The following is a 23,829-nucleotide window of genomic DNA, read 5'->3' on the forward strand; positions in this document are numbered from 1 at the left end:
TGTATTACCTTGTGAGTATAGCTACTTTCTTCGCCTTAAGTGCCGGGTGATGATACGAAAAATCGATGCAGGGGAAAAGCGATACGGGAAAGGGTGTCTCTCTGCGGTATGAACGGGGAAAAGAAAGCCTCTTATATAAAGAGGCTTTGGGTCTGGTTATGCTTGTGCAACGGTCACCGCATTGCGCCCCTTTCGTTTCGAGACATACAAGGCGGCATCCGCCGTTTTATAGGCTTGTGAGAATGGCGTATCACGCGCATACACCCCACCGACAGAGATCGTGACGGCCATGTCAGCAATGGGTTGATCGGCAATAGCGGCACGGATCATCTCACCTTTATCGGCTAACTTACCCGGCCCCATATTGTTGAACACCAAAATGAACTCATCACCGCCCCAGCGGATCGCCACATCATCCTGACGGATCAAGCCCAAAATACGCTTGGTGCACTGGGTGATAATGTCATCCCCTTTCTTGTGCCCGTAGGTATCATTGATAGATTTGAAATGGTCGATATCAATGATTAACAGCGAAAAGTCATTTTGCTTTTTCAAACGCGGTTCGTAGTAATCACGACGATAAAAGTTCGTCATTTTATCTTTTTGCAAAGAGCGACTATTGCGCACAAATAGCAGCATGCCGACACAATACAAAAAGGCAATCAACAAAGCAGGTAACCAGGTTTTTTTCACGACATCGACAAACGCGATACCCACCTTAATGGTTCCCATATCAGAGCACGGCAACTGCAGTTTGCGGCTGTAAAGGCTGCCTGCTGCACCGCGATTGATCACCGTATATTGATCATGGTTGTACTGATCAATAATGGTGTTGATGAAGGTGTCTTTAATATCGACGACCACCACCGCATCCAACTTTTTCTGATTGTGGATCGGGTAAAAAATGGATCGAATGCGTACACCCGTCCCGTCTTCATCGTACGGCTCACTCATACGGATATTACAGCCGTAAAACTGGCGATACGTTTCATTGAGCCCTTCACGCATCACAATGCGTTCCATCACATCTTCTTTGCGGTAACGCTTAAAAGCGGCTTCATACGTTGGACGCAGCGGATCGAAGTAACCATAGGCACTTTGGTTATCAAACACCGCAATGGTCCAGATGTTATCCGCGGCACTGTTTTCCAATTGTGCGCGCAGTTTATTGATCCCATTCGACAGACACTTCACATTGGTGCCATTCTTTGACTTAATCAACAACCCCACGTTATTCAGGCTGTATTGACCCGTCTCCAACACCACACTGTCGGCATTGTCGTAGTACGAACCAAATCGGCGCACCGAGGAATAAAGGGTATTCAACTGGCTTTCAACGGTTTTCAGCAGGCGCTGTGTATGCAGGACGTTATAACTAAAATACCCCACAGACAGGAGAAAAAACGCCAAGATCCCTGCACGTAAAAACAGTGATATATGCGTCAGTTTAATATTTCTGGAAAAGGGAAATGTCATTTGCACATTTACACCAACAAAGAATTGAATTAATGGTATGACCAGTTTTGTCAGTCTGGGATGTGTAGTGTAAGGGTTTCTCTGCGGTGAGCAACAAGAAGATGTGCCCACGGAGCATAAAACACACCAAATAGACATAATTAATGTAAGGATATTAGATGCGAAGCAATTTACATTGTAAATAAAGGAAGGCGATGAGAAAACTAAATGGCAGCCTCAGTATGGTTAAGGTACTCAAGTAAGGCATTCGGAGAACACTGCTTAAGGGCAATACGTCGCAGTATATCGGCACTTTCCGCATCCCCACCTAAACACCGTTGAATCACCGCATTGATCTCTTGCTGCTCGATACCATCTAACGCTAATGATTCAATCCACCGGTATTCCACCGACGCCATGTTAAGGATGGTCTCTCAGCCAATCCGCATTTTCTCCATGATTTATTGCCATCCTTCAGCTTCACACAATACACAACCATATGTATATTCATATGCATATACATGCGCAATATATCGATCAGTGATTGGTATCGCAAAAAAGCATGATGGCTGTTTTTTTGATATAAAAAAAGCAATGGACAACCATTGCTTCTTAATACAATAAACCCACCTTTCAGAAGGCGATTACACCGTGTCCCTTTTACAGCGCAGCGAACTCTTTAAGCAAGGCTTTTTGCTGTTCACTCAGGTTACGCGGGGTTTCAATATTCACTTGAATCAGCAAGTCACCCGCCTGACCGTTTCGGTCGGTCACACCCTGACCTTTCATGCGGAATTTACCGCCTGTCTGGGTTTCTGCAGGCACTTTCAAGTTCACACGTTTACCGTCGATGGTCACCACTTCAACCTGCCCACCCAATGCGGCAGTCACGAAGTCGGTTTTCACCGCGCACAACAAGTTATTCCCTTCACGGGTAAAACGCAGATGCGGACGGATATTCACTTGAATCAGCACATCACCGGGTTGGCCGCCTTGCACACCCGGTTCGCCTTTACCCGCCAAGCGGATTTTGCCGCCATTTTCGATACCGGCAGGCACTTTGATGTTCAGCTTCTTGGTGGTTTGTACGCTCCCTTCATAAATCGGCAATTCGACCACTTTTGAGCAGCCTTGCACGATCTCTTCCAGATCGACATCCATATTGAAGATCACATCTTGACCACGGCGTGGACGCTGACCAAAGCCATTAAATTGCGAACCACCGCGAGCACGGCCAAACATATCCCCGAAGGCACCGCCAAAAATGTCGTCAAAGTCGTTGTATCCACCGTACTGCTGACGACCACCGCCCATATCAGGGCGTTCAAAGGCGCGGTGACCAAACTGATCGTAAGCCGCTTTCTTTTCTTTATCGTTAAGAATTTCGTACGCCGCTTTCACTTCTTTAAATTGATCAGCGGCAGACGGGTTATCCGGGTTCTTATCCGGATGGTACTTCATCGCTAAACGCTTATACGCTTTTTTGATCTCTTTTTCAGACGCGTTTTTAGCGAGACCTAGAATTTCATAATAATCGCGTTGTGACATAACAAACACCTCTGAAAAAAAGGGCGTAAGAGTCATACTCTAACGCCCTATGTCTCATGAAATCACAGCCTGTGGCGGGCTTTTCAGCCGCAGACACACTGCCCCTTCATGACCTTATCTTTGGCATCACTCCCATGACAGGATAAGGGATGCACTATCACCGTTGTTCAGGCGGCGTAATTGTGACCTGTTTTTCGACATTCGTCATCACTTTATACGGCGTTGAGGTCATCACGGGGTGATCAACGCCGAAAGGAGACATTTACACGCGCCTGAAATACGGTGAGCATCGCCTTCGCGATGGGATCAGGCGTGGGTACCGATGGTAATTTTACGGGGTTGCATCGCTTCAGGCTCTTCACGTTCTAATTCAATGTGCAGCAAGCCATTTTCGAGGCTTGCGCTCAACACTTTGACGTGATCAGCCAATTGGAATTTGCGTTCAAAGTTACGCTCAGCAATGCCTTGGTAAATAAAGTTTTTGTCTGCTTCCGCTTGACGGACACCGCTGACCACCAGCATGTTTTCTTTTTGTGTGATCTCAAGCTGTGCTTCAGCAAAACCGGCCACTGCCATGGTAATGCAGTAATGATGCTCGTCTTTTTGCTCGATATTGTACGGCGGGTAACCACCAGACTGGGGTTTCTTCGCACTCGCTTCCATCATGTCGAACAAACGGTCAAAACCAATGGCGTTGCGGTATAGGGGGGCAAAATCGTTATTACGCATACTACTATCCTCATAAAAAGCAATAGCTCAGTCATGACAGCAAGACAGTTTACGACACCGTAAATTCGCGATTGCGTCTACGATACTGTCTTTGCAACCCATCACTGAGTCGTGAAACCACATTCCTCTGGCCATACTGCGCGGGGACATGTGATTATTCATTGATGATTTTTTCCATCACCGTATCCCTGTTAAGGCGAAAGGCAATGGAACAGCGAACTCCGTTAGGCAGTTCGTGTAAATAATATATGCTTCCGAAACAAAACGGTCAATACACTGTGATAAAAAAATCAATAAAACCCACTTAACACTTATTTATCATGAAATTACGGGTGTACGCGTAATTTAAAACCGCATTAATGCACAATGCTGCGTCATGCGGTTTGTCTTATTGGCACCACACATCACTGACGTAAACGTGCGCGCAAACGTCGTTTGAGTCGGCTTTTTTTCCACCAACTCCCGGTGCTGTTCGCCAACAAATAACGGATATAAGCCTCACTGAGATCCATCACCCCGAAAGAACTCAACTTGAAACTGCTCGGCATCGCCGTGAGCGACTCAATGCTGGATGACGCCCCCGCATCGCGATCTGCATCAAAGCTAACCGCGCGTTGCAGGATCGCCAACATACTTTTTTCACACGACGTCAGTCCCTGCTCGGTAACTTGGCTCAAGACGTCCGGATCGATACGTTGACCCAACCGCAATTGCACATAGCAGTACCACACCAATCCGTTGTTATAACAACCATCTTTCGGTCGAGATAAAAACGGCGACATCACTTTTTCTAACAGCGCGTAATCTTTGGTGTTTGAACACACATACGCACAATGGTAAAGCGCACACCCCGGCACTGCCGGATTGTCCGCCACGCCCATTTTTGCGTAATGCGCCTTGGCTTCATAATAATGTTCCGCCTGTAACAGCACTAACCCTTTCTGGCTCGCCAGATCCATATCCGGATAAATACGCGCATCAAACCGATCCCAAAAACCCGCGGCGGGCAATGATTTCTTCTGACTGAGCGCCTCTAAATAGGCAGAACAAAATGCACGCCAAATAGCCGGTTCAACGTTTCTATCCAACAGTGCCAGCAAACTCGGCAAGCCATGCTGTTTTTTATACCACTGTGCATACACCTCTGCCGCCGCGGGCGTGAACGGGGCATCGTGCTGTAACATGGCCTGATCTAACACCTGCCACCACGCTGCAAACAGTGACGGCTGTTGCTGTTTATCCGCCCAAGCCAGCGGATAATTATACAGCCACGCGGCGTCTTCCCCTGCTGCGACAATGTGTTGATACGCCTCAATGGCGGCTTGCTGGTGCCCCTGCGCGGCATAGATTTCGCACCGCCGTGCGTCGATCCACGGCTTGGCAAAATGCGCATCCATGGCATTGGCCACATGCCTCGCCGTCACGTATTGTTTTTCTTCAAGCAGGCGATCCAAATAGGAGAACGCGATGTTGCTGTACTGTGGGCCAATCGCATAAGCACGTTCAAATAACGTCAAAACACGCCCTTGCTGCCGCGCATCACCGTATTGTTCATACACACAGCCCACTTCATACAAGGCCTCCAGATCATTGCTGGCTATCACCTCCAGTGCCTCTGCGCACGCGAGCGCTTCTGCGATTTGATCACCGCGCAGGGCACACTGCATTCGCAGTAACCAACCGGCTTCATAGCGTGGATTGCGGGTAACCATGCCGGTTAATATCACCAATGCTTGCGCATAATCGCCTCGGTCAAACAACAGCATCGGCTTTTTGATTGCCAACGACAACGGCGCGCGGCCATCCCATTTGTCGCTGTTGATCAGGGCGTACACCTCGTCCTCGCAACCCATCGCCATATAGGCTTCCATCAGATCGCGGTTTGCCTCAACATGGGTCGGAGCCAATGTGACAGCCCGCTGCAAATGCTCAAGGCGATCTGCCAATGTCTTGCTCAGTTGCGCGGCGATCAGCCAGGTATCCACATGGTTCGGGTGCGTTTGTTGTCTCGTGGTCAGCAAGGTGCGCCAGGTTTGACCATCATCCAATTGCTCGCTGAGCCGGTACAGTTTGTCCCACGCCCACGGGTAGTAAAACCGATGGGTTATCGCGTCAACAAAGGTCGTCAGGCTTTTGGCCTCCTGATGATCGTTCAGGTAACTGTCGGCAAGGTGACCTAACAACACACCGTCGTCATCATTAAATTGTCGGCAACGTTCAAGCACCGCCAGCCCTTTTTTCGGCTCAGCAATGCGCTCTAAGTGCCGGTTGTATTCCATGGCTAAAAAAGGCCAGCCCGGGGACAGTGTGATGGCATACTCAAACACCGGCGTGGCATCATCATAACGCCCCATACTCGACAACATACGCGCTTTTTCGCCGAAGATACGCGCCGTTAACGGCGATCGTTTCGCCGCCTGTGCCAAGTCGTCAATCGCACGTTCCATGTCACCGGCCTGCTCCCGCTGGTACGCACTGACTACCCAAACACACCAGTTTTGCCCGTGACGGCTGATCATTGCATCACAGAACGCCCGCAACTCATCTGCGTCCAACCAGTGACCGGCCACCTGCCAGAAATGCCATACGCCGTCGTCGGCATTAGGGATGCGTTTAAGCGCCTCACCAAATTCGCGGATCGCTGCCACTTGCTCGTCCGGCGCGGTATGCGTGCGCATCAATGCTTCAAAGGCTGCATCACTGTTCGGCGAAAAGGCAATCGCGGCTTTGGCATGGACTTTGGCTTGCGCCCACTGCTCCCGTTTCAGGCAAATTTCTGCCTGCAACAGCACGTTGTCTGCATTACGGCTGTCTTTGTCTAATAAGCGTTGGCTGATGCGTTCTGCACTATCGATGTCATCGGCGGCAAGCCGAAAATACGCCAACCGCCGTGCGCTGTGGTATTCCAATGGATACCGTTCGGTAATAATGTCTAATGCTTGAATCAACGCCTTGTCATCACGGGAGTGCTGAACCAACAAGTTCAATGTTCGCAAGCTATCGCCCTTTTGTGCCCGTTGCGTGGCCAAATAGGCATGTACCTTATCTGTCAGCCCCGCACGGTGATAGCTTTCCAACAAACAATCCACCGCGTTGTCATTGCCGGGCTGTAACGCTAACAAGGCTTCGTAGCGCTCAATGGCGAGGGCATTGTCGCCTTGCGCAAAGGCTTGTTTGGCCGATATTGCCAGCCGGTCAGCCGCAGACAACGGCGCGGCATACTGGGCATAGGCGGTGTCAAATTGTGCCCACAGGCCAAATCGCCCCAATTCCCCCAAGTAATAGGTGATCAATGCGGTGTCATCAGGCTGTATTTCGCACGCCCGTGCCAGCACCGCCAGCCCGACATGCTCTTCGTTATTCAGGCAATAGGCGCGATACAAGGAATACGCCATACTGGCAGACACCAAAATAGAGGCTTCAAAGAGTTCCTGTAAGGTGGCCAGCGCTTCATCGACTCGCCCTTGATCCAAATACGTGACGTAATAGCTGCGCAGGTAGGCTTCCTGCGAGGGCTCCAAGCATAACGCCCAGCGGTACAAACGCGCAGCGGTGTCTTTATCTCCCTCTCGCCACGCATCATGGCCTTTCAGCCAGAAGTATTCGGCACTCGTCCATATCTGAGCCCGCTTGGCGAGGGCTTCGATCGCGTCACGGCTTTCATTGCCTTCACGGTCTTTATTATCCTCACTGCCCACCGTCTCTGCGGCGGCACTATCTTCCAGCAGCAGGGTAAATACCTCCACGTTCCTCACCCGCTTAAACTGATCCGATAGCCACTGATAAGCCTCTCGGTGACCAAGACGCGTTCGCAAGCAATGGTATTTCGATATGACTAAGTAGGTCGTGTCGGGGTACTGCGCCAATAATTGATCCGTCACCCGTTCAATCTCAGCATCATCACGTTGCAGCCCCGCAAGTTTACGCTGCGCCAGCAGGGTTAAGCGGTGTGTCGGGGCTAACGCGATTAACTGCTGCACAAGGGCTTGAGCACGGGGGACATCTTGTGCCTCGACGGCGGCATCCAGTTCATGCCGAAGGGGATACAGCGCTTGGGCGGGTAATGCTAATCCACCCAATAAATGCGGCTGCGTCACCGGAACAATCGCGCGGCAATGGGGGCCATTAACCGCTTCTAACTGGCACGTTTCTTCGGTGAGGATCTTGCTTTCCATGCTCACCGACGGATCCATCAAATACAGGTACCCGGCTTCGCGATCGATGCCTTTCACGACTTGTAAGTGTGATGACATCCCTTGGGTCGTCACCAAGGTAAACGGCACTCCTCGCGCCAACAGGGTTTCGGCGGCCTCCCGGGTTAAGTCAAAATCGAGATAGCGCCAGCCGTTGTCGATCAACCATTCACGCTGCAAGGTATCTGACGTACCTTCAAAGCAGATCTGCTCCGCAATGGCATCTTCATCGGCCGGTTGCCCCCAAAAACGCACCACGGCAGCCAGCGAGGACGGCGCACAGGTCATGTTTTTTTGTGTGACATGGGGAACCGCCAGTTTAAGCACGGGTGATAAGGATTCAATGCTGCTTAATCGCGCCCGCACGATGGCGGAAAAGCCATCCTTCAGCGGGCGTAATGCCGCCTTTGCGGCCGGTAAATTACGCGTGTCGAGATACAGTTGGCTACGTAACCCGTCAGCATACGCATCGCCCTTGTCTTTTCCCATCACCTGTAACGCGTCCACCTCGCCCAAACACGCCAATGCGTCATCGTATTGCTGCAGCTGAAAGTGGGTGTTGGCCGCCTCTTGCCACAATGCAACACTCTGATAGCGCGACAGATGGGGCAACAAGGCTGCTAATGCAGCTTGAGGGCCGTCTTGGGTTTGCAGTAACCGCACAATGATTTCCAGCGTGAAGGGACACTGTGTATCGGCAAAATGGGCTTTTGCGCGTGTCAGGGCCGCTTCCCAGCGTCCTTCCTCTTCCAATGCGCGGATACACACGTTTTCCGCCCACTCTTCGGTGGCCGGTTGCTGCCTGGCAACATCAAGCAACGCATGGGCTTGGGCAAAGTCACGCACCCGGCACAGAACGATCGCTTTCGCTACTTGCCAGTCGGCGGTGTGTGCCGCATGCCAACAGGCGGTGTCTAACGCGTGCTGCGCCATGTCATAACAGGCGATCGCCCCTTTGCGCGACAGCACATACATGAAGTACCGCAGCTTGACCGAGTGGCGCCTGTCGAGGTCTTCCGTTTGCGGCACCTCGCTTAGTATCTCTTCATCTCGAGCTTCCCCCCGCGCATCCTCCCGTGGCGTCCCTGTGCGTGTAAACCAACGGCGATAACGTTTCAGCTCCAGATACGTGGCGGCACGGTGACGCCCCAATCCGCGCAACAGACGGATTAACCGCGCGATATGCGCATCATCCTGCCAATGCGAATGAGGTCCCCATGCGGCGACCGCACACTGGTACGCAGAGAGGTACTGACCTTGCTCGATCAGGGCATCAATGTGTTCTATCGGACAAGGTGGTTGGGGAGTGTGATCAGCGTTAGAAGAGAGAGAATCGCGTGATGCCTCGGCAGTCTTTGCCGGATTAAGCATACTCACTGACGTCATGAAAAATCCTTTTTACTCGACGGGGTGACAGAACGGGAAATGGCCAAGTATTGCACTCGGCGGAGACCTTGAATATGGAAAGACGACGAAGTTGAGAGACAAGACAAACTCCCCTCATCGGTGATACATCAGGGAGACAAACAGGCCGCGCGCACGGTCAAACCGGCGCACGAAAAGAGGAAACAACGAGGGTAAAGAGAAGCAGAAAGAGAAAGCTAAGGAAAATTAGCGTTGCGCTAAAACTGCGTCCAGCGTATCGATCACCTGCTGTACGCGCTGATCGTTCAAGGCGTCTGAATGCGGTGCCGCAAAGGCCTCGATATCATTATCAAAATATGCACCGTGTGCTTGGGCAAAGTCGTCTGACAACGCTGCGCGCACTAAAATATCCGCCCCAAGACGCAAATCTCCGCCAGAGATCCCGTACGCATCTTTCACCATTTTGCTGCCCAAGAAGGATTTCGGGTTCACGGCAACAATGACCGGCCCTTGGTCTTTTTGTGCTACCCCCAAGTAACGCGACCACATGGTGAGCGCCAGTTTACTTTGGGCATATGCCTCACTGTCACCCAAACTCGCCTGACCCGTTAACGCAGCAAGATTAACCGGTGCTTGTGCCGCCGAGGACAAGTTCACAATGCGGCCGGTATTATCAAACAACGGTAGCAACCCTTTCGTTAACACATACGGTGCGTAAGTATTGACGGCAAAACGGAGATCAAGGCCATCCGGTGAACGAGGATCGGGCACATGGAAAACACCGGCGTTATTGATCAACACATCCAACCGACCAAAGCGTTGTGCAATCTCCGCCACCATGTGCTCAACGGCGTCCAGACGGGATAAGTCTGCGACGATTGTTTCTATCTTACCCGCCCCCGGCAGAGCCGATAACTGAGCGCACACATCCTGCAATTTAGTCGCATTACGGCCGTGCAAAATGACATGGTGCCCTTGTGAGACCAAGCTGCGTGCCGTTTCCAAGCCAATACCGTCTGTTGCGCCGGTCAAAAGAATGATTTTCTGCATTGCCGCGTTTCCTTATTCATTCAAAGTCGGGGTTTCAAGCTCTGTTTTTCAAAGCCCATACTTCAAGCTCAGTTCATGCTTCTATCATAGAAGCGACGACGGCGATAAACTATTGGCTAGGCGCAGGAAACACTTTATAGCAAATCTACATAATCGCCGTTATCGGCCGGAATTGATCACACGTCGCATCCAATTCAATGCCAAAATGGGTCTTTAAGGCCGCGATGTAGGCGTCGCCGTCTGGCAGTTCAATGGCCTCGCTGTGTCCGTTTTCCACGCGCTTGAGGGTATGGTTCAGCAAGGTTACGATACCGTTTTCAGTCGGCAGCGCACTGATGCGAGACGTCACAAAGACGGAGGACGGCGCATTGGCACTGTAGAAATTGCCATAACGGATATCACCGGCACAGACCGCTTCCAAATCAAAGCTGTATAAGTTCGACCACGTATATTCATCGGCGGACTCATCGGTAGATTCAGCCGCAACACGCAGTTGCAACATGTAACCGAATTCCGGCGTCTGAATAAAACGGAAACACTGCATGTCCGTCATAAGCGGTTGGTTCAATACCAACGGCAAGGGCGCGCGCGGGGTCGCGGAGCCGAAACCGGCATCCACAATCCACGCTTGGTTATCGATCTCCACCAGCGTGATCAAATGCCCCCGCCCCGATGCCGTTCCCGTCAGGTGTACTCGGCCAATCAGCGCACGAGCGGTAAAGCCAACCGTTTTCAGCACTTGTTGCAACAGCCCATTCAATTCAAAGCAGTAGCCGCCGCGCGCGTGATACACCAACTTTTGCACAATCTCGTCCGGCTCCACAGACACGCCCCGCGCCAAGACCACATCAAAATTCTCAAAAGGAATCGTTCGGTGCTGCGCCCGATGCAATGCCGTCAACCCGGCCACGTTCAATGCTGGCAGGGCGTCTAACCCGATTTTCTTTAAATACGCGTGAAGATCACTACTTTGCATGCTTTACCTATTCCAATATCAATTATTGATGATTTTATTCTTAGCTGCACAGGGTATGTTTTATTCAGTGTTCTTTATTTGCTTTCTGGCACGTTATTCAATATTAACGTGCCAGAAAGCAGGCAAAACGTAAATAGACACGTGGCTTTTTTATTATGTTGCCTTCCCCTAGCACAGACTATTCACCATGAGGCAAGCACGTAAAATAGCAAATAATCCGAATAAAAAAGCCCATGAGAAAACTCATGGGCTTGTCGGCTGTTATTTTGATGCCTTTAGAACGCGATAAAATAACGCTCGGTAATGTTCATGCAGCCAATTACGCGTCGGTTTGTTCGTCCGCGACGGCTTCCGTTGTCGTGTCTGGCGTGACCTGCTGTGTCGCGTCTTCTACCTGCTCAGGAAGCTGAATTTGCTCAACCCACTCCGTGGTGATCTCTTCAATATCCATGGCCGGTGAAATGATTTCTACCCGGCGGTTTTGCGCTCGGCCTTCTTCCGTTGCGTTGCTCGCAATCGGATCGCTTTCGCCACGGCCTTCAACCACAATGCGGTTCATGTCGAGATTCAGTGTTTTACTCAAGGATTCTGCCACAACCTGTGCGCGTTTCTCTGACAACGTTTGGTTATACGCTTTGGCACCACGGCTGTCTGCGTGACCCACAACAACGACAACGGCCATGTTGTTCTCTTGCAGACGCTGAGCGATTGGCTCAAGGCTTGCACGCTCTTCTTGGGTCAATGCGGTACCGTCAAAGGCAAAAGGCACCAACACTTTCACTTCATCAAGGGTAACAATTTTCACTGTTTCCACTTCAACCATCACCGGCTCAGGTACCACAATCGGTGCTGGCTCTGGGATTGGCTCGGGTTCGATGATCACGATAGGCTCTGGGGCGCCCCAATGGTACGCAAAAGACAGGCCTGTGAAATGGATGGTCGCGCCACCCACGTTATCGTAATACTGGTATTCCAAACGGGTTGACCAGTTATCATTAATGAAGTATTCCACACCGGCACCCAAGGTCGCCGATAAGCCAGAATCATCCCCTTGTAGCGGGCCTTTGGCACTCCAGTCGTAAATATAACTACCGGCCTTCAGGAATAGGTCAACATCTTGGGCGGCCGCGTAAGAAAACTTACCGACCACATCAAACCCTTGTGCTTGATAACTGCCCGGGAAACCTTTCACATCGGTTTCACCCAAATAGGTATAGCCCGCTTCCAATGCCAACCATGGGGTGGATTGGTAACCCATAAAGAACCCGCCCGCAGGGTTGCTACCCTCTGGCTCTAAGCTGCCGCCAAGATCGCTCACATGGCTGATCCCAAGACGTGCACCGGCATACCATGGGTTATCTGTTGTCGCGTGTGCCACACCAGAAACAAGAAGAGCAATGGATACTGCTAACATCTTTACTTTCATTTGATACTCTTTCTTTATAATAAATATCCATATCGTCATATAACGACAGAGATGAATGACTGAATAATCATGCTGACAAATAAAAGCAATAAATAGCCTACCCAGCCTGTATCTGGGTAGCACTTATTTACTTGGAGAAACGGATTAACATTATTTGTTGTTAATCGCGCATTCCATTTACCGATATATTTTATTTATACAGCCATTGATGCGTCTGATGAAATTAACAAAGCTCGATTAAGATAACAGTTAGATGAATTATTTCAAACGATCACGACATAGAAGAATTTGAAGTGTGTCGAATATAACAAGACAAAAACAAGGCTTTATTGAACTGTTTCTTATTTATCGCTGACGATTCTCATCCATGTTACATAATGAAAGACGTTCATCTCTCATCGAAAAACGCCGCCCCTCTCTTTTCGTTTCTCTCCACACATAATACGCATGCGTGGAAGGTATCTTTTTTGATTTCTGTGCTGGGCCCCACTTTTTTACACATTCCCTATAGGCATTAACCATTTGTTCACATATAGTCGCTGTAAGGAAAGCGGTGACCACCATCACCCAACATGCTCACTCAATCAAAGGAGACAACAAATGGACGTAGTTGTAGAACTGGACAATGGACTTTTCGGTATCGCGGAAGATCTCGACGAATTACCGATGGAAGGCGAAATGATTGATTGCTGGGTGGATGATGGGCTCAACGTGGTTTACCAAACACAAAAAGTGCTGCGCGTACTATCCTGAAAGCCCCCCATTACCGAGAGGCCACCTTTGTCATGGCCTCTCTTTTTTATTCCTACCGGTTCACGCTATCGCTATCCTGCGCGTTATCTTTCACCCTGCTCTGCCGGCCCATCGTGGTAGGGTTCCAATCTGTGTGCGTCACCTGTAAAGTACACCCATTCCAACCCGCCCGAGAGCTGTCCCTCAAACGGCGGTGTATCAGCTATAAATCGTCGTAAAAAAGAGCAAAACACATGAATAATGAACTGGATATTATCGACAACCTCGATGAGTTGGCGCGTTTCTTAGACTCGATTGAAAAAGGCGGTCTGGGTTTACAAGATATCGAAGGGGTTGGTATGGCAACCAACAATGCTGACGGCCGTCATTTTGTTGCTGCATTCAACAACAAGCACGAAGTACTAGTGGCACGCTGGGTAACCAAAGACGTGTTTGAGCAAGGGAAAGATTTAGTGCGTGGCGTTGCACAACGCAAAATGCACTGATCACTGAACTCTGATCACCGAGCAGCGAACACCGCGTTGCTGTTCAGCTAAAAAATAAAGCCCTCTGTCGAGGGCTTTATTGTTAATAGATTGAAATACTGAAAGTAAAAGAGACCGTTACTTCGCTGTCACAGGGATCCCCGCAGCACGACCACTGGCGGCACGCGGCAGTTCAAACACCACTGGCGTCCAGGCGGGTACATGCATATTGCCCTCAACAAAGCGCGCATCGGCAGCCAGCGAACTGGTGTGCTGCGCACTGCGCTGTAATGGCGTCGCCCATGGGATCTGCTGTTCCGTATTCGTGGCATTAATTACGATCACCAAGCCATCCAGTGTCGGATCAATATCCGTCCCGCTGGTGTTACCGTTATCAATCGACATCACAATCAGACCCGGCGTTTGATCTTTACCGGTATTATGGAAATCCACACGCTTGATGACGGCTTCCCCTTTACCCAAGGTAATTAACGGGTAGGTCTGACGTAAACGCGCTAACTCTTGGTAATACGTCACCATGGTTGCCATGTCCGCCTGCGTAGGGATCGCTTTATCGCTCGTATTGGCGATCACGTTTTCAATCAACGCATAGTTTGATCCGTCTTTATCCTGACGTGGCAGCCCTTTATCCCAGTTGTTGTCCTGCAAGGTAAAGTCGACCATGTTATAGCGATCACCCGAATCGTACGAGTCACGCTGCATCGATTTCGAGCGTAGCAACTCTGACCCCATGTGGGTAAACGGCATGCCTTGACCCAACATGGCGGTCGCCAACGACACCGCTTGCATGCGAACACGGGTTTCCATCGACACGTCATAGCCAATCTTGTATTGGTTGTTATCCCACAAAGTTTGGTTATCGTGCTTAGACACGTAGTTCTGAATTTCGCTCGGATCTTCTGCGTACCCGGCCGCTTGCCCGCTGTAGTTCATCTCCTCTCCTTTGATCGCTTTACCTGTGGCATCGATCAAGGTAAAGGCTTTCAGGTTACCGGCCATGCCCAAACGAGTCAGATCCGCCAAGTGCAACGCATTGTCGAGTGTGACCTTGTTGGTCTCATTAGGCATGACGTACGCGCCATTACCGAAACCTTGGGTTTCACGCAGGGTATTACCGCCATCAAACGGGCTGCCGCCACGGACCGCATCGCGCAAGCGGTCTGAAAAACTGCCGATCCCAGTACCGCCTAAGTGCGGCTGCGTCGCTTGCACAAACAAAGCATCGTTTTGTACTTCACCGAAGTTCCAGCCTTCACCGTAGAAATACGTTTGCGGATCCACTTTCTGTACGGCTTGCAACGAGCGCTGCATTTGTGACAACGGGTGATGGCCCATTAAGTCAAAGCGGTACGCATCAATTTTATAATCACGCGACCACACCACTAGCGAGTCTGAAATCAGTTTTTCAAACATGGCGCGCTCTGGGGCGGTATTTGAACAACAGGTGGAGTTTTCCACGTTACCGGTCATCGGATTCAAACGCTGATAGTACCAAGGCACCAGTTTATCCAATACCGAGGTACGCGCCTCTGGGCCGGCGGCATTGGTGTGGTTGTACACCACATCCATCACCACGTTCATGCCGATGTCTTGTTTCACTGCCATGACGGCTTCACGCAGCTCTTTGATCCGCTGCGGGCCTTCGGCATGACGGGCATAAGACCCTTCAGGTACCGTGTAATGGAACGGATCGTAGCCCCAGTTAAAGCTGTCACTGCTCGAAACAAAACGGTTTAACGCCTGTACCGCCGGATTGTCCTTTGTGTCACCTTCTGCCACACGATCAAACACCTCAGAGATCAGTAATCCTGACTCACAGTACTGACCAAAGGGCGATGAGGCGACAGCGCTGTTCACGTCACACAACTTACTGAACGGCTCATCAATGTTCGCCACTTCGTCCGGATTTTCATTGATCGAGGCAATATCGAAAATCGGCAGTAAATGCAGGTGCGTCACGCCGTTATCACTCAGTGACTTCAAATGCTTCACCGGCACGGAATCACGCTGAGTAAAGGCCGAGAACTTACCTCGGTCAGCCACTGGCGTGGAGGCATCCAGCGCAGAGAAATCACGCACATGGGCTTCATAAATCACAAATTCCGCCGGATTAGTTTGTGCCACAGGGCGTTTCAAATCATCCCAGCCGTCCGGTTTTAATGCCGGATCATTTAAATCAATCACCTGACTGAACGTGGAGTTCATCGACAAACTCAATGAGTACGGGTCGGTCACTTGGTAATGTTCCACCTTACCTGACACGGGATGGAACACATCCACCAAGTAACGGTAGTAGGTACCACTAGGGGCTTTGTCAGTCAGCAATGACCAGACACCAGAGGCCTCGTCATACGCCATTTGCAGGCGGCCCAACTCGTTCTTGTCGTTATCAAACAGCACCGCCACCACGTTTTGTGCGGATGGCGCCCACACCGCAAACTGGGTGCCCTTGTCTTCAATCGTTGCCCCAAGCGCAATGTCTTTGGCGGCAGAAGCAAACAACTGATCAAATGCCGTCGCTGGCTGTACTTGGGTGCCATTGATCACGGTCCCTTTCTCATCGACCGCCAACACGGCCATTTGCGCCTTCACGATGGTACGCATATCGATATCGCCATCAATCGCATACGCGGTTTTGCCCGCTAAATGCGGCTGGGCAGTTTTCACACTGGCAGGCAACGCAATCGGTGTCAGTACCGCATACTCCGCATCATAGTACCCTTTATCATTCGGCTGCAGTTTCCCATCCAAAGACACATACAAGCGCACTTCATCGGCCTGATCGACACCATCCCATAGCAACAGGTGGCTGCTTACGAGGTGGGCTTCCGCATTGGCAATACCAAACAATTGCACATACGCATCACCGCGTTCGTCGTAAGCTTTCGTGCTGCCCGAAACATAAGAGGCCGTACGATCCGAGATCTCACCAAAGACGAGCTTGGCATCTGCCCCTGATAAGTTGTTGAGCTTGTCATCTCGCAGGATGAAATTCAAACAATCGGTGTTACCGTCTTTGAGTGGCAAACGCCAATACGGCCCGTGTTCATCCACACCTTCCGGTATGATCGCGGCATTGCCCCACTCACCATTGACCACACCCGCCCGATCACAGGTGCCGTTATTCCACACATGCAAGCTGTATTGCGCATAATTGGGTGTTTCAGCAAGACGTTGCTGGAAGCTATTGGCCGCCGTGCCATTTTTCGCCACCATGTAAATCACGGCTTCATTGTCTGCCGCTTTCGCTGGCTGTGGCACCGCGCCACTTTCTGGCAACGCGGCTTGTGGGCCATCCGTTTTTGGCAGCGTAATATCAATTGCGGGTGGATTGGTGGTATCAAAATAGCCATCAGGCGTATGCGTATCGTTACTGTTACAGCCAATAATCACAAAAGCAGAACACACTGGTAGCACCGCTTTGGCCACCGCAGAGAGAGTAAAATTCACCGATATATCCCTTTATACGTTTCAATTTATTAGTAGGTTTAGGTGGGGAAGTGGGTGCACCCAACCTCTGTCGGGTTTGGATGTCGTGTCTTATTTATGGCAGGCACCATACTGAAAAAAAGACGCTGCATTCTGTGAAGCAAGTCGCCAATATCGGTCTTTATGAGAGGCAGGATCACGGTGTTTGATGCGATGTCACGCTTTGTGCACACCGCCGTTACCGAGGCTTTATTCACAGAAAGCCACGGTGATCACAAACAGGCAGGTATGATATTCATCACTATGCATTACAGGTTTGACGGAACGCTTTCGGGGTTTGTCCCAAGGCTAAGCGGAATTTTTTCGTAAAATACGCAGGGCAGTTAAAGCCAACTTCATAGGCAATATCCGTGATGGGTTTGCGGGTTTCACACAATAAGGTCATCGCTTGTTGTAAGCGGTACTGCAACACATACTGGTTAGGGGAGCATTTCAGCGTCTGGCGAAACAGCCGGTAACACTCACTTTCGCTGATATTTGCCGCTTGGCTGATCGCGGCTATCGACAGGGGCTCGGCATAATGCAGGTGAATGAACTGCAACACCGTATGTACACGCCGTTCGCACACCGACGACACACGCCGCTTGGCCAGCACCGCAGGATCCTGCGTGCAGAAGGTTTGCCAAAAGGCCAATAGATGCTGGGTAACCGCCAACTCATACCCCAGTGCATCCTCGGTCTCGCCACTGATACCGGCTTGCTGACACACGGCAAACATCACCTGCAGTGCCGTGATCGCCTGTTGTTGCCAAGCCGTTTGCGGCGAAAAGACATAACACTGTAACGCCGTATTCTTGATCACGGGCGCGACATATTGGGTGTAAATCCGACTAAAGACCGCCCCGCCAATCAAACGCGGGTCAAACACCACATTCAAAATTCGGCAATCCGTATCACCCACACTGGTCAACTTATGCAGAGCCCCCGCATTGATGAAAATCACCTGCCCAGGATGCAAAATGTCGGCGCCGCCCAAGCATTCCACTTTCGTCACGCCTTCCACCACCCAGACAATTTCTATCTTATCGTGCCAGTGCCACGGCACTTCACCGGTGACGAATTCAGAAAAACGCTCATCATAAAACGCAAAGGGAAAATCATCGGATCCGTGCGGGGTGAGCTCTCTGCCATCGGGGGCGGTTTGAATATGGTAAACCTGCATGGTGTGCATTCCTTGTTTGCGCCGCGTGGCGGTATACAGCGTAGTTAGGCTGACCCGCTCAGCACTTTGGTAGGATCGTTATAGTTTTGGGCAGTATACGTCTATTTTTACCTATCAAGTGAACGTATTGTTCTGTCCACTTTCTTTTTACTTGCGATAAGACAACCCATGATCCTGCTTCTTGTTATCATTTATCTCGCCTTCATCAGCTTGGGATTGCCCGATGCGGTATTAGGTTCATCCTGGCCAGTGATGCGTCACGACTTAGGGGCCGATCTCGCCTTTGCCGGTGTCATTGCCTTCGTGACCAGTGCCGGTACGGTGATTTCCAGCTTACTCTCCACTCAACTCATCCACCGCTTTGGCCCGGGGAAAGTCGTTGCCATCAGTGTGTTGATGACCGCCCTCGCCTTGCTGGGGTTCACCGTCGCCAGCCATGCGTGGATCATTGTGCTATTAGCGATCCCGCTGGGGTTAGGCGCCGGATCTGTGGATGCCGCATTGAACAATTTCGTTGCACTGCATTACCAGTCCAAACACATGAACTACCTGCATTCGTTCTGGGGTGTCGGTGCCACGGCCGGCCCGCTGATCATGGCGATGTTCCTCAGCCAACAAGGCGGCTGGCGCGACGGGTATGCTAGCCTGTCCTACATTCAATTTGCCTTAGTGGCGGGTCTGTTTTTGTCACTGCCGCTGTGGCAGCGAGCAACGGGGTCGACACCACACGACGACGAAGCCACCGCTTCGCCGATCACTAACCGTCAGGCGTTATCCATTCGCGGCGTAAAACTGCAACTGCTGATGTTCTGCGCGTACTGTTCGCTGGAAGCCGGCACCGGTTTGTGGGCAGCAAGCTATCTAACCGTTGAAAAAGGCATGGCGCCGACAGATGCCGCGTTCTGGACAGCCATGTATTTCCTTGGGATCACTGGCGGCCGTTTTCTGTGTGGCTTTATTGCCGACCACATTCCTAGCGCCACCTTGATCCGCATCGGCTTACTGACTATTTTGGCCGGCGTCCTCGCGCTCTTGTTACCGCTCCCTGCGGCGTTTACCCCTGTCGGATTAATGTTAGTTGGCTTGGGCTGTGCGCCCATTTATCCCAATACGATCCACCTGACCCCGCAACGTTTTGGCAAAGCGGCATCACAAGCCATTATTGGGCTGTCCATGGCCTGTGCCTATGTGGGCACCACCCTGCTGCCACCGTTGATGGGCGCCACCATGACGGCGCTCTCTTTTACTCTGTTCCCACTGATTTTACTGGCGCTTTGCCTCATCATGTTGGTGACCACAGAGCGCCTGAATCGCCGACACAACACCCCGGAAGCGGCTCCTGAAACGGCCACCGCAGCTGAACCTGTTACCGAAAAGGCATAACGCGTCCTTTCCGGCCTGACTATCCTTTTATGCATCCTCCCGTGTATTGCACGGGGGGGATGCGGCTTTTCTCTTCCGTATTCTTCTTTCTCTTTTCACCGAGGTCTTTATGACACCAAACCACGCAGGTGACGTTGTACTCACCACCGCTCAGATCCAACAAGGCGTACAGACCGTCGCCCAGCAATTGAATACCGCTTTTCAAGGAGAAGAAGCCGTGGTGCTCACGGTGGTACCGGGCGGCATTCTGTTCACGGCCGATCTTGTGCGCGCCCTGACATTTCCTGTTTGTATGGATACCCTGTCCTGCCCCCATACGCCAGGTGACCGACATAACACATCAGACATTGTGTATCACCCGCACGTATCGATTACCGACAAACATGTCATTATTATTGATGATGCTATTGAATCTGGCGGGACCATGAAACGGCTGGTGGAATACGTGATGACAGGGTTTAACGTGAAGTCATTATCGGTCGCGACCTTATTTGTCAAACCGGGACGGGTGGCGATTCCTGTACCCCAATATTTCGCCTATGAGATGATCAATGACGACCTACTGATGGGCTATGGCTTACCTTGGAAACACTATTCCCGCAACTTATCCTATATTGCAAAAGTAAATAGATAAGACGCACCGTCGTAAATAACACGTCACCTGATAACCCATTACTGATAGTGATGGGTTTAACAATAATATGGCCATAAATAAACACTGGAAATAAATGTCATTATTGATAATAAAGACACTATACAATACGCGCAGTAATACTCGACATATCCCCTCGCGACACGTTTCTTCTCCATTTTAATCAGCAATGCATTACGTCTAAAATTGAGAAGTAGACTCTAAAAAAACAGACAAGCCGTTAAAAGTTACCGTTTAGTCAGATAAACTACCGGCTCACACCGCTAATATATGTAATGGAAACATAAGAATATGAGTTCTTTTTTATCCGTTTTACTGTCTTACCCCGTCGCTGTTTTTTTTATTCCATTTTGCGTGTTTGCATTACTGATGATCATTGATTTAATGCTCAATATCTCAGACACCAACAGCAGTGACATGGATGGATCATGGGCGACAACACTTTTTCTCCCCCCTGTCATCGCACAGATCCCGCTCCCTATCACCCTGTGTATCAGTACTTTTTTAGCGACCGTGATGGCGTATTACCTTGAGAGTTTGCTGCTTGGGCAGTTCTCGGGGCTGATGATTGACGGTATCACCGTTATTACACTGGTTGTGGTGCTCTACGTGGCACTGTTTTTATCTGCCCAGCTATTACGCCCCCTTGCTCCCTTGTTATGCAAAGAAAACAGCTTTGCTGTCGTGACCATTGAAGGTAAGCGCGCATTCGTACGCAGTGCCATCGTCAATAGCGAACAAGGCGAAGGCATCATTACCGAGGCCGGTAATGAAATTCAGATCGATATTTACAACAACCTCAATGAAAACATTCAATATGGTGATGAAGTCCTTATTCTCGCGCAGGACGACAACACAAAGCGGTACCTGGTATCAAAAATCACAGAATAACAAAAACCCTTTTTTATTCTTAACGCGCATACATTCAAATCACACAATACATTTCATTTAAACTGAAGGAGTCGGTAATGGAAATGGAAATCACCCCCAGCATTTTCTTTATATTAGTGGGCGTGGGGCTATTCGTCGTCATTTTGCTATTTTTAACCTCTCGTTACCGGAAGGTAAGAAATGAAGGTGAAGCGCTCATTATTAACGGAGTAGATCGCACCCGTGCCTCACTGACCGGCGCATTTGTGTGGCCGATCATTAACCGTGCTGAATACATGGATATTACCCGAAAGAAAATTTCGGTGATCCGTAGCGGCCGTAAAGACCAAGAAGGAGAAGAATACGAAGGCCTGCATTGTAAAGACAACATTCGTGCTGACCTGAAAGTGGACTTCTACATTGGCGTTAACCATGAAGAAGAAGACATTGTTCGTGTCGCCAAGCTGATCACCGCTGATGGCGCATCAAACATTGAACGTCTACAGGAGCACTTCCAGCCTAAGTTTTCTGAAGCCTTGAAAACCGCCGTTAAGCAATTTGATTTTGAAGAGCTGCTCACGAATCGCCGCACCTTCCGTGATGCTGTGGTCAATGTGATCGGCAGCGAGATGGACGGCTTCAAAATCTATGACGTGGTCATCGACAAAGTCGACCAAACAGCACTGGATGCACACGATCCAAACAACATTTTGGACGTAGAAGGTATTCGCAAAATTTCCTCTATCACGTCAGTGAAAAACACTGAAACGAACGCTATCCGTCAGGACGAGCGTACGTCTATCCGTAAGAAAGACGTTGAAGCCGAAGCGAACCGCCTGCAGCTCGACAAACAAGAGCAAGAGAGCATCGCCCGCACGCGCCGTGAAGTCGACATTATTCAAGCGCAAGAGCATGCACTGACGGAAGAAAAGCGCCAAGAGTTTGAGCGCGCGGAACGATTAGCGCAGCTAGAGACTGAAGAAGCCGTTTCTAAGCGTAAAGAAAGCGTGGATATGGAAGTCGAAATGACCCGTATCGCGAACCAGCGCCAAGTGGCGATTCAACAAGAAGAACTCAACCGTGCCGTTGAAACAGAGAAAGTACGTACTGCCTCTGAAGTGGCTCAAAAAGAGATGGAAAAAGAGACCACCGTTGAAGAAGCCATGAAGTCCGTGGCGGAAACAAAATCTCAACGTGTCGAGATCGAACGTAAGATTGCACGCGAAGAAGAAGAAACCGAAAACCTACGTGCCACCGAGCAGGTTAATCGCCTGAAGAAAGTGCGCCTGATCGAAGCCGAAGCGGAAGCCGAAGCCAAGCAAATTGATTTGTTGGTGATTGCGAAAGCCGAAAAAGAAGCCGCGAAAGAGAAAGCCGATCGCCGACTCATTGAAAATGAAACGGAACTGAAGATCCGCACCCGTGATGCTGAAAATGCACTGGCAGTGAAAACCCGTCAAGCAGAAGCCAATTACGTGGTCAGAGCGAAAGAGGCAGAAGCCGAGTTCATCGCGAACGAGAAAGCCGCAGAAGCCCAATACATCAAACAAGAGCGTGAAGCCGCCGCGAAAGAGCGTATGGCACAGGCTGAGAAAGAGCACATCAGTGCCACTGGCATGGCGGAAGTGGGCGTGGAACGTGAACGCGCGATCGCCATTAAAGAAACCGGCGAAGCACACGCTTACACCCTACAGTCAACCGGTGAAGCAGAAGCTGGCGCACTCCGTGCGAAAGGCTTGGCAGAAGCTGAAGCACAAACTGCCCGCTTTGAAGCCGCGAAACAATACGATGATGAGACCCGTGAACACGACAAGTGGGTTATGCAGCTTCAGCAGCAAAAAGATCTGGAAATGGCCCGCATCACTGCCCAGCAAGAAGTGTCAACAGAAAGTGCGAAAGCTCTGGCGAATGCACTGGCTGGCGCAGACATTAAACTGTTCGGCGGTGAAGGCATGGAACAACTGCGCCGTACTGTGATTGATTCTGCTGCTATGGATAGCCGCTTTAAGGAATCGGAAGTGTTGGCCCCGCTGGTGAAAGATTACATCAGTGGCGAGCGCAGCTTGCCGCAAGACTTGAAAGATATCCTAGAAAAAACCGATGTGAACAGTGGAGATATCAGCAATATCGCCATCGCCAATATGCTCAATAGCAAAGGGGGCGCAAACGAATTACTGGCGTCACTCAAAAAAGGCTTGTCTGGCAACAACGGCTCCTCCCTTGATAACTGATCAAGGCTGTAAACCATCACATTAAATCACCTCACACCCTCGCTTAGAGGGTGTGCTTCTCT

The 23,829-nt window shown here is 50.5% G+C and carries 16 protein-coding genes; 6 read left to right on the forward strand and 10 right to left on the reverse strand.

Annotation, left to right across the window (positions count from 1 at the left end):
* Window positions 1–156: 156 nt before the first annotated feature.
* The 8 genes from ACSF8W_RS12630 to ACSF8W_RS12665 form a co-directional block, all read right to left on the reverse strand.
* Window positions 157–1,410 carry a diguanylate cyclase gene (locus ACSF8W_RS12630; protein WP_500847679.1) on the reverse strand — a complete coding sequence of 418 codons (1,254 nt, stop codon included), beginning with the start codon at window positions 1,408–1,410 and terminating at the stop codon, window positions 157–159.
* Between the two features lie 269 nt (window positions 1,411–1,679).
* Window positions 1,680–1,874, reverse strand: coding sequence for a hypothetical protein (locus ACSF8W_RS12635; RefSeq protein ID WP_500847680.1), 195 nt, complete (start codon window positions 1,872–1,874; stop codon window positions 1,680–1,682).
* A 241-nt stretch (window positions 1,875–2,115) separates the two neighbouring features.
* A complete protein-coding gene (locus tag ACSF8W_RS12640) occupies window positions 2,116–3,003 on the reverse strand; it encodes a DnaJ C-terminal domain-containing protein (RefSeq protein ID WP_500847681.1) in 888 nt (295 codons plus the stop codon).
* 306 nt (window positions 3,004–3,309) lie between these two features.
* Complete coding sequence (locus tag ACSF8W_RS12645) at window positions 3,310–3,732, reverse strand: Hsp20 family protein (protein WP_500847682.1); 423 nt, start codon at window positions 3,730–3,732, stop codon at window positions 3,310–3,312.
* A 404-nt stretch (window positions 3,733–4,136) separates the two neighbouring features.
* Window positions 4,137–9,311, reverse strand: a complete 5,175-nt coding sequence (locus ACSF8W_RS12650) for a C39 family peptidase (protein ID WP_500847683.1) — start codon at window positions 9,309–9,311, stop codon at window positions 4,137–4,139.
* 225 nt (window positions 9,312–9,536) lie between these two features.
* Window positions 9,537–10,340 (reverse strand): SDR family NAD(P)-dependent oxidoreductase, encoded by an 804-nt coding sequence (locus tag ACSF8W_RS12655; protein ID WP_500847684.1) that lies wholly within the window; start codon window positions 10,338–10,340, stop codon window positions 9,537–9,539.
* A 145-nt stretch (window positions 10,341–10,485) separates the two neighbouring features.
* Window positions 10,486–11,316 carry an arylamine N-acetyltransferase family protein gene (locus ACSF8W_RS12660; protein WP_500847685.1) on the reverse strand — a complete coding sequence of 277 codons (831 nt, stop codon included), beginning with the start codon at window positions 11,314–11,316 and terminating at the stop codon, window positions 10,486–10,488.
* Between the two features lie 319 nt (window positions 11,317–11,635).
* Window positions 11,636–12,742 carry an OmpA family protein gene (locus ACSF8W_RS12665; RefSeq protein ID WP_500847686.1) on the reverse strand — a complete coding sequence of 369 codons (1,107 nt, stop codon included), beginning with the start codon at window positions 12,740–12,742 and terminating at the stop codon, window positions 11,636–11,638.
* Window positions 12,743–13,342: 600 nt separating this feature from the next.
* On the opposite strand from ACSF8W_RS12665, the gene ACSF8W_RS12670 reads away from it, so the two are divergent.
* Complete coding sequence (locus ACSF8W_RS12670) at window positions 13,343–13,495, forward strand: hypothetical protein (protein ID WP_428478717.1); 153 nt, start codon at window positions 13,343–13,345, stop codon at window positions 13,493–13,495.
* A gap of 233 nt (window positions 13,496–13,728) precedes the next feature.
* Window positions 13,729–13,980 (forward strand): hypothetical protein, encoded by a 252-nt coding sequence (locus ACSF8W_RS12675; protein ID WP_500847687.1) that lies wholly within the window; start codon window positions 13,729–13,731, stop codon window positions 13,978–13,980.
* 117 nt (window positions 13,981–14,097) lie between these two features.
* Here ACSF8W_RS12675 and pulA read toward each other — a convergent pair whose 3' ends face one another.
* Together pulA and ACSF8W_RS12685 are read right to left on the reverse strand one after the other, a co-directional pair.
* The gene (gene pulA / locus ACSF8W_RS12680; protein ID WP_500847688.1) at window positions 14,098–17,430 is read right to left on the reverse strand and encodes a pullulanase-type alpha-1,6-glucosidase; all 3,333 of its coding nucleotides are present in this window, start codon (window positions 17,428–17,430) and stop codon (window positions 14,098–14,100) included.
* Between the two features lie 280 nt (window positions 17,431–17,710).
* Window positions 17,711–18,631 carry an AraC family transcriptional regulator gene (locus ACSF8W_RS12685; RefSeq protein ID WP_500847689.1) on the reverse strand — a complete coding sequence of 307 codons (921 nt, stop codon included), beginning with the start codon at window positions 18,629–18,631 and terminating at the stop codon, window positions 17,711–17,713.
* Window positions 18,632–18,799: 168 nt separating this feature from the next.
* On the opposite strand from ACSF8W_RS12685, the gene ACSF8W_RS12690 reads away from it, so the two are divergent.
* The 4 genes from ACSF8W_RS12690 to ACSF8W_RS12705 all read left to right on the forward strand — a co-directional run bounded on the left by ACSF8W_RS12690 (window position 18,800) and on the right by ACSF8W_RS12705 (window position 23,767).
* Window positions 18,800–20,014 carry an MFS transporter gene (locus ACSF8W_RS12690; RefSeq protein WP_500847690.1) on the forward strand — a complete coding sequence of 405 codons (1,215 nt, stop codon included), beginning with the start codon at window positions 18,800–18,802 and terminating at the stop codon, window positions 20,012–20,014.
* Between the two features lie 109 nt (window positions 20,015–20,123).
* A complete protein-coding gene (locus ACSF8W_RS12695; protein ID WP_428478722.1) occupies window positions 20,124–20,648 on the forward strand; it encodes a phosphoribosyltransferase in 525 nt (174 codons plus the stop codon).
* Window positions 20,649–20,957: 309 nt separating this feature from the next.
* Window positions 20,958–21,557, forward strand: coding sequence for a DUF1449 domain-containing protein (locus ACSF8W_RS12700; RefSeq protein ID WP_428478723.1), 600 nt, complete (start codon window positions 20,958–20,960; stop codon window positions 21,555–21,557).
* Window positions 21,558–21,634: 77 nt separating this feature from the next.
* Window positions 21,635–23,767, forward strand: a complete 2,133-nt coding sequence (locus ACSF8W_RS12705) for a flotillin family protein (RefSeq protein ID WP_500847691.1) — start codon at window positions 21,635–21,637, stop codon at window positions 23,765–23,767.
* Window positions 23,768–23,829 lie beyond the last annotated feature (62 nt).

Source organism: Photobacterium sp. 270122K (assembly GCF_059941365.1).

Coding starts and splice junctions, on each gene's coding strand:
- ACSF8W_RS12635 (WP_500847680.1), bottom strand. CDS start 1,874: ATGGCGTCGGTGGAATACCGGTGGATTGAATCATTAGCGTTAGATGGT.
- ACSF8W_RS12640 (WP_500847681.1), bottom strand. CDS start 3,003: ATGTCACAACGCGATTATTATGAAATTCTAGGTCTCGCTAAAAACGCG.
- ACSF8W_RS12645 (WP_500847682.1), bottom strand. CDS start 3,732: ATGCGTAATAACGATTTTGCCCCCCTATACCGCAACGCCATTGGTTTT.
- ACSF8W_RS12650 (WP_500847683.1), bottom strand. CDS start 9,311: ATGACGTCAGTGAGTATGCTTAATCCGGCAAAGACTGCCGAGGCATCA.
- ACSF8W_RS12655 (WP_500847684.1), bottom strand. CDS start 10,340: ATGCAGAAAATCATTCTTTTGACCGGCGCAACAGACGGTATTGGCTTG.
- ACSF8W_RS12660 (WP_500847685.1), bottom strand. CDS start 11,316: ATGCAAAGTAGTGATCTTCACGCGTATTTAAAGAAAATCGGGTTAGAC.
- ACSF8W_RS12665 (WP_500847686.1), bottom strand. CDS start 12,742: ATGAAAGTAAAGATGTTAGCAGTATCCATTGCTCTTCTTGTTTCTGGT.
- ACSF8W_RS12670 (WP_428478717.1), top strand. CDS start 13,343: ATGGACGTAGTTGTAGAACTGGACAATGGACTTTTCGGTATCGCGGAA.
- ACSF8W_RS12675 (WP_500847687.1), top strand. CDS start 13,729: ATGAATAATGAACTGGATATTATCGACAACCTCGATGAGTTGGCGCGT.
- ACSF8W_RS12685 (WP_500847689.1), bottom strand. CDS start 18,631: ATGCAGGTTTACCATATTCAAACCGCCCCCGATGGCAGAGAGCTCACC.
- ACSF8W_RS12690 (WP_500847690.1), top strand. CDS start 18,800: ATGATCCTGCTTCTTGTTATCATTTATCTCGCCTTCATCAGCTTGGGA.
- ACSF8W_RS12695 (WP_428478722.1), top strand. CDS start 20,124: ATGACACCAAACCACGCAGGTGACGTTGTACTCACCACCGCTCAGATC.
- ACSF8W_RS12700 (WP_428478723.1), top strand. CDS start 20,958: ATGAGTTCTTTTTTATCCGTTTTACTGTCTTACCCCGTCGCTGTTTTT.
- ACSF8W_RS12705 (WP_500847691.1), top strand. CDS start 21,635: ATGGAAATGGAAATCACCCCCAGCATTTTCTTTATATTAGTGGGCGTG.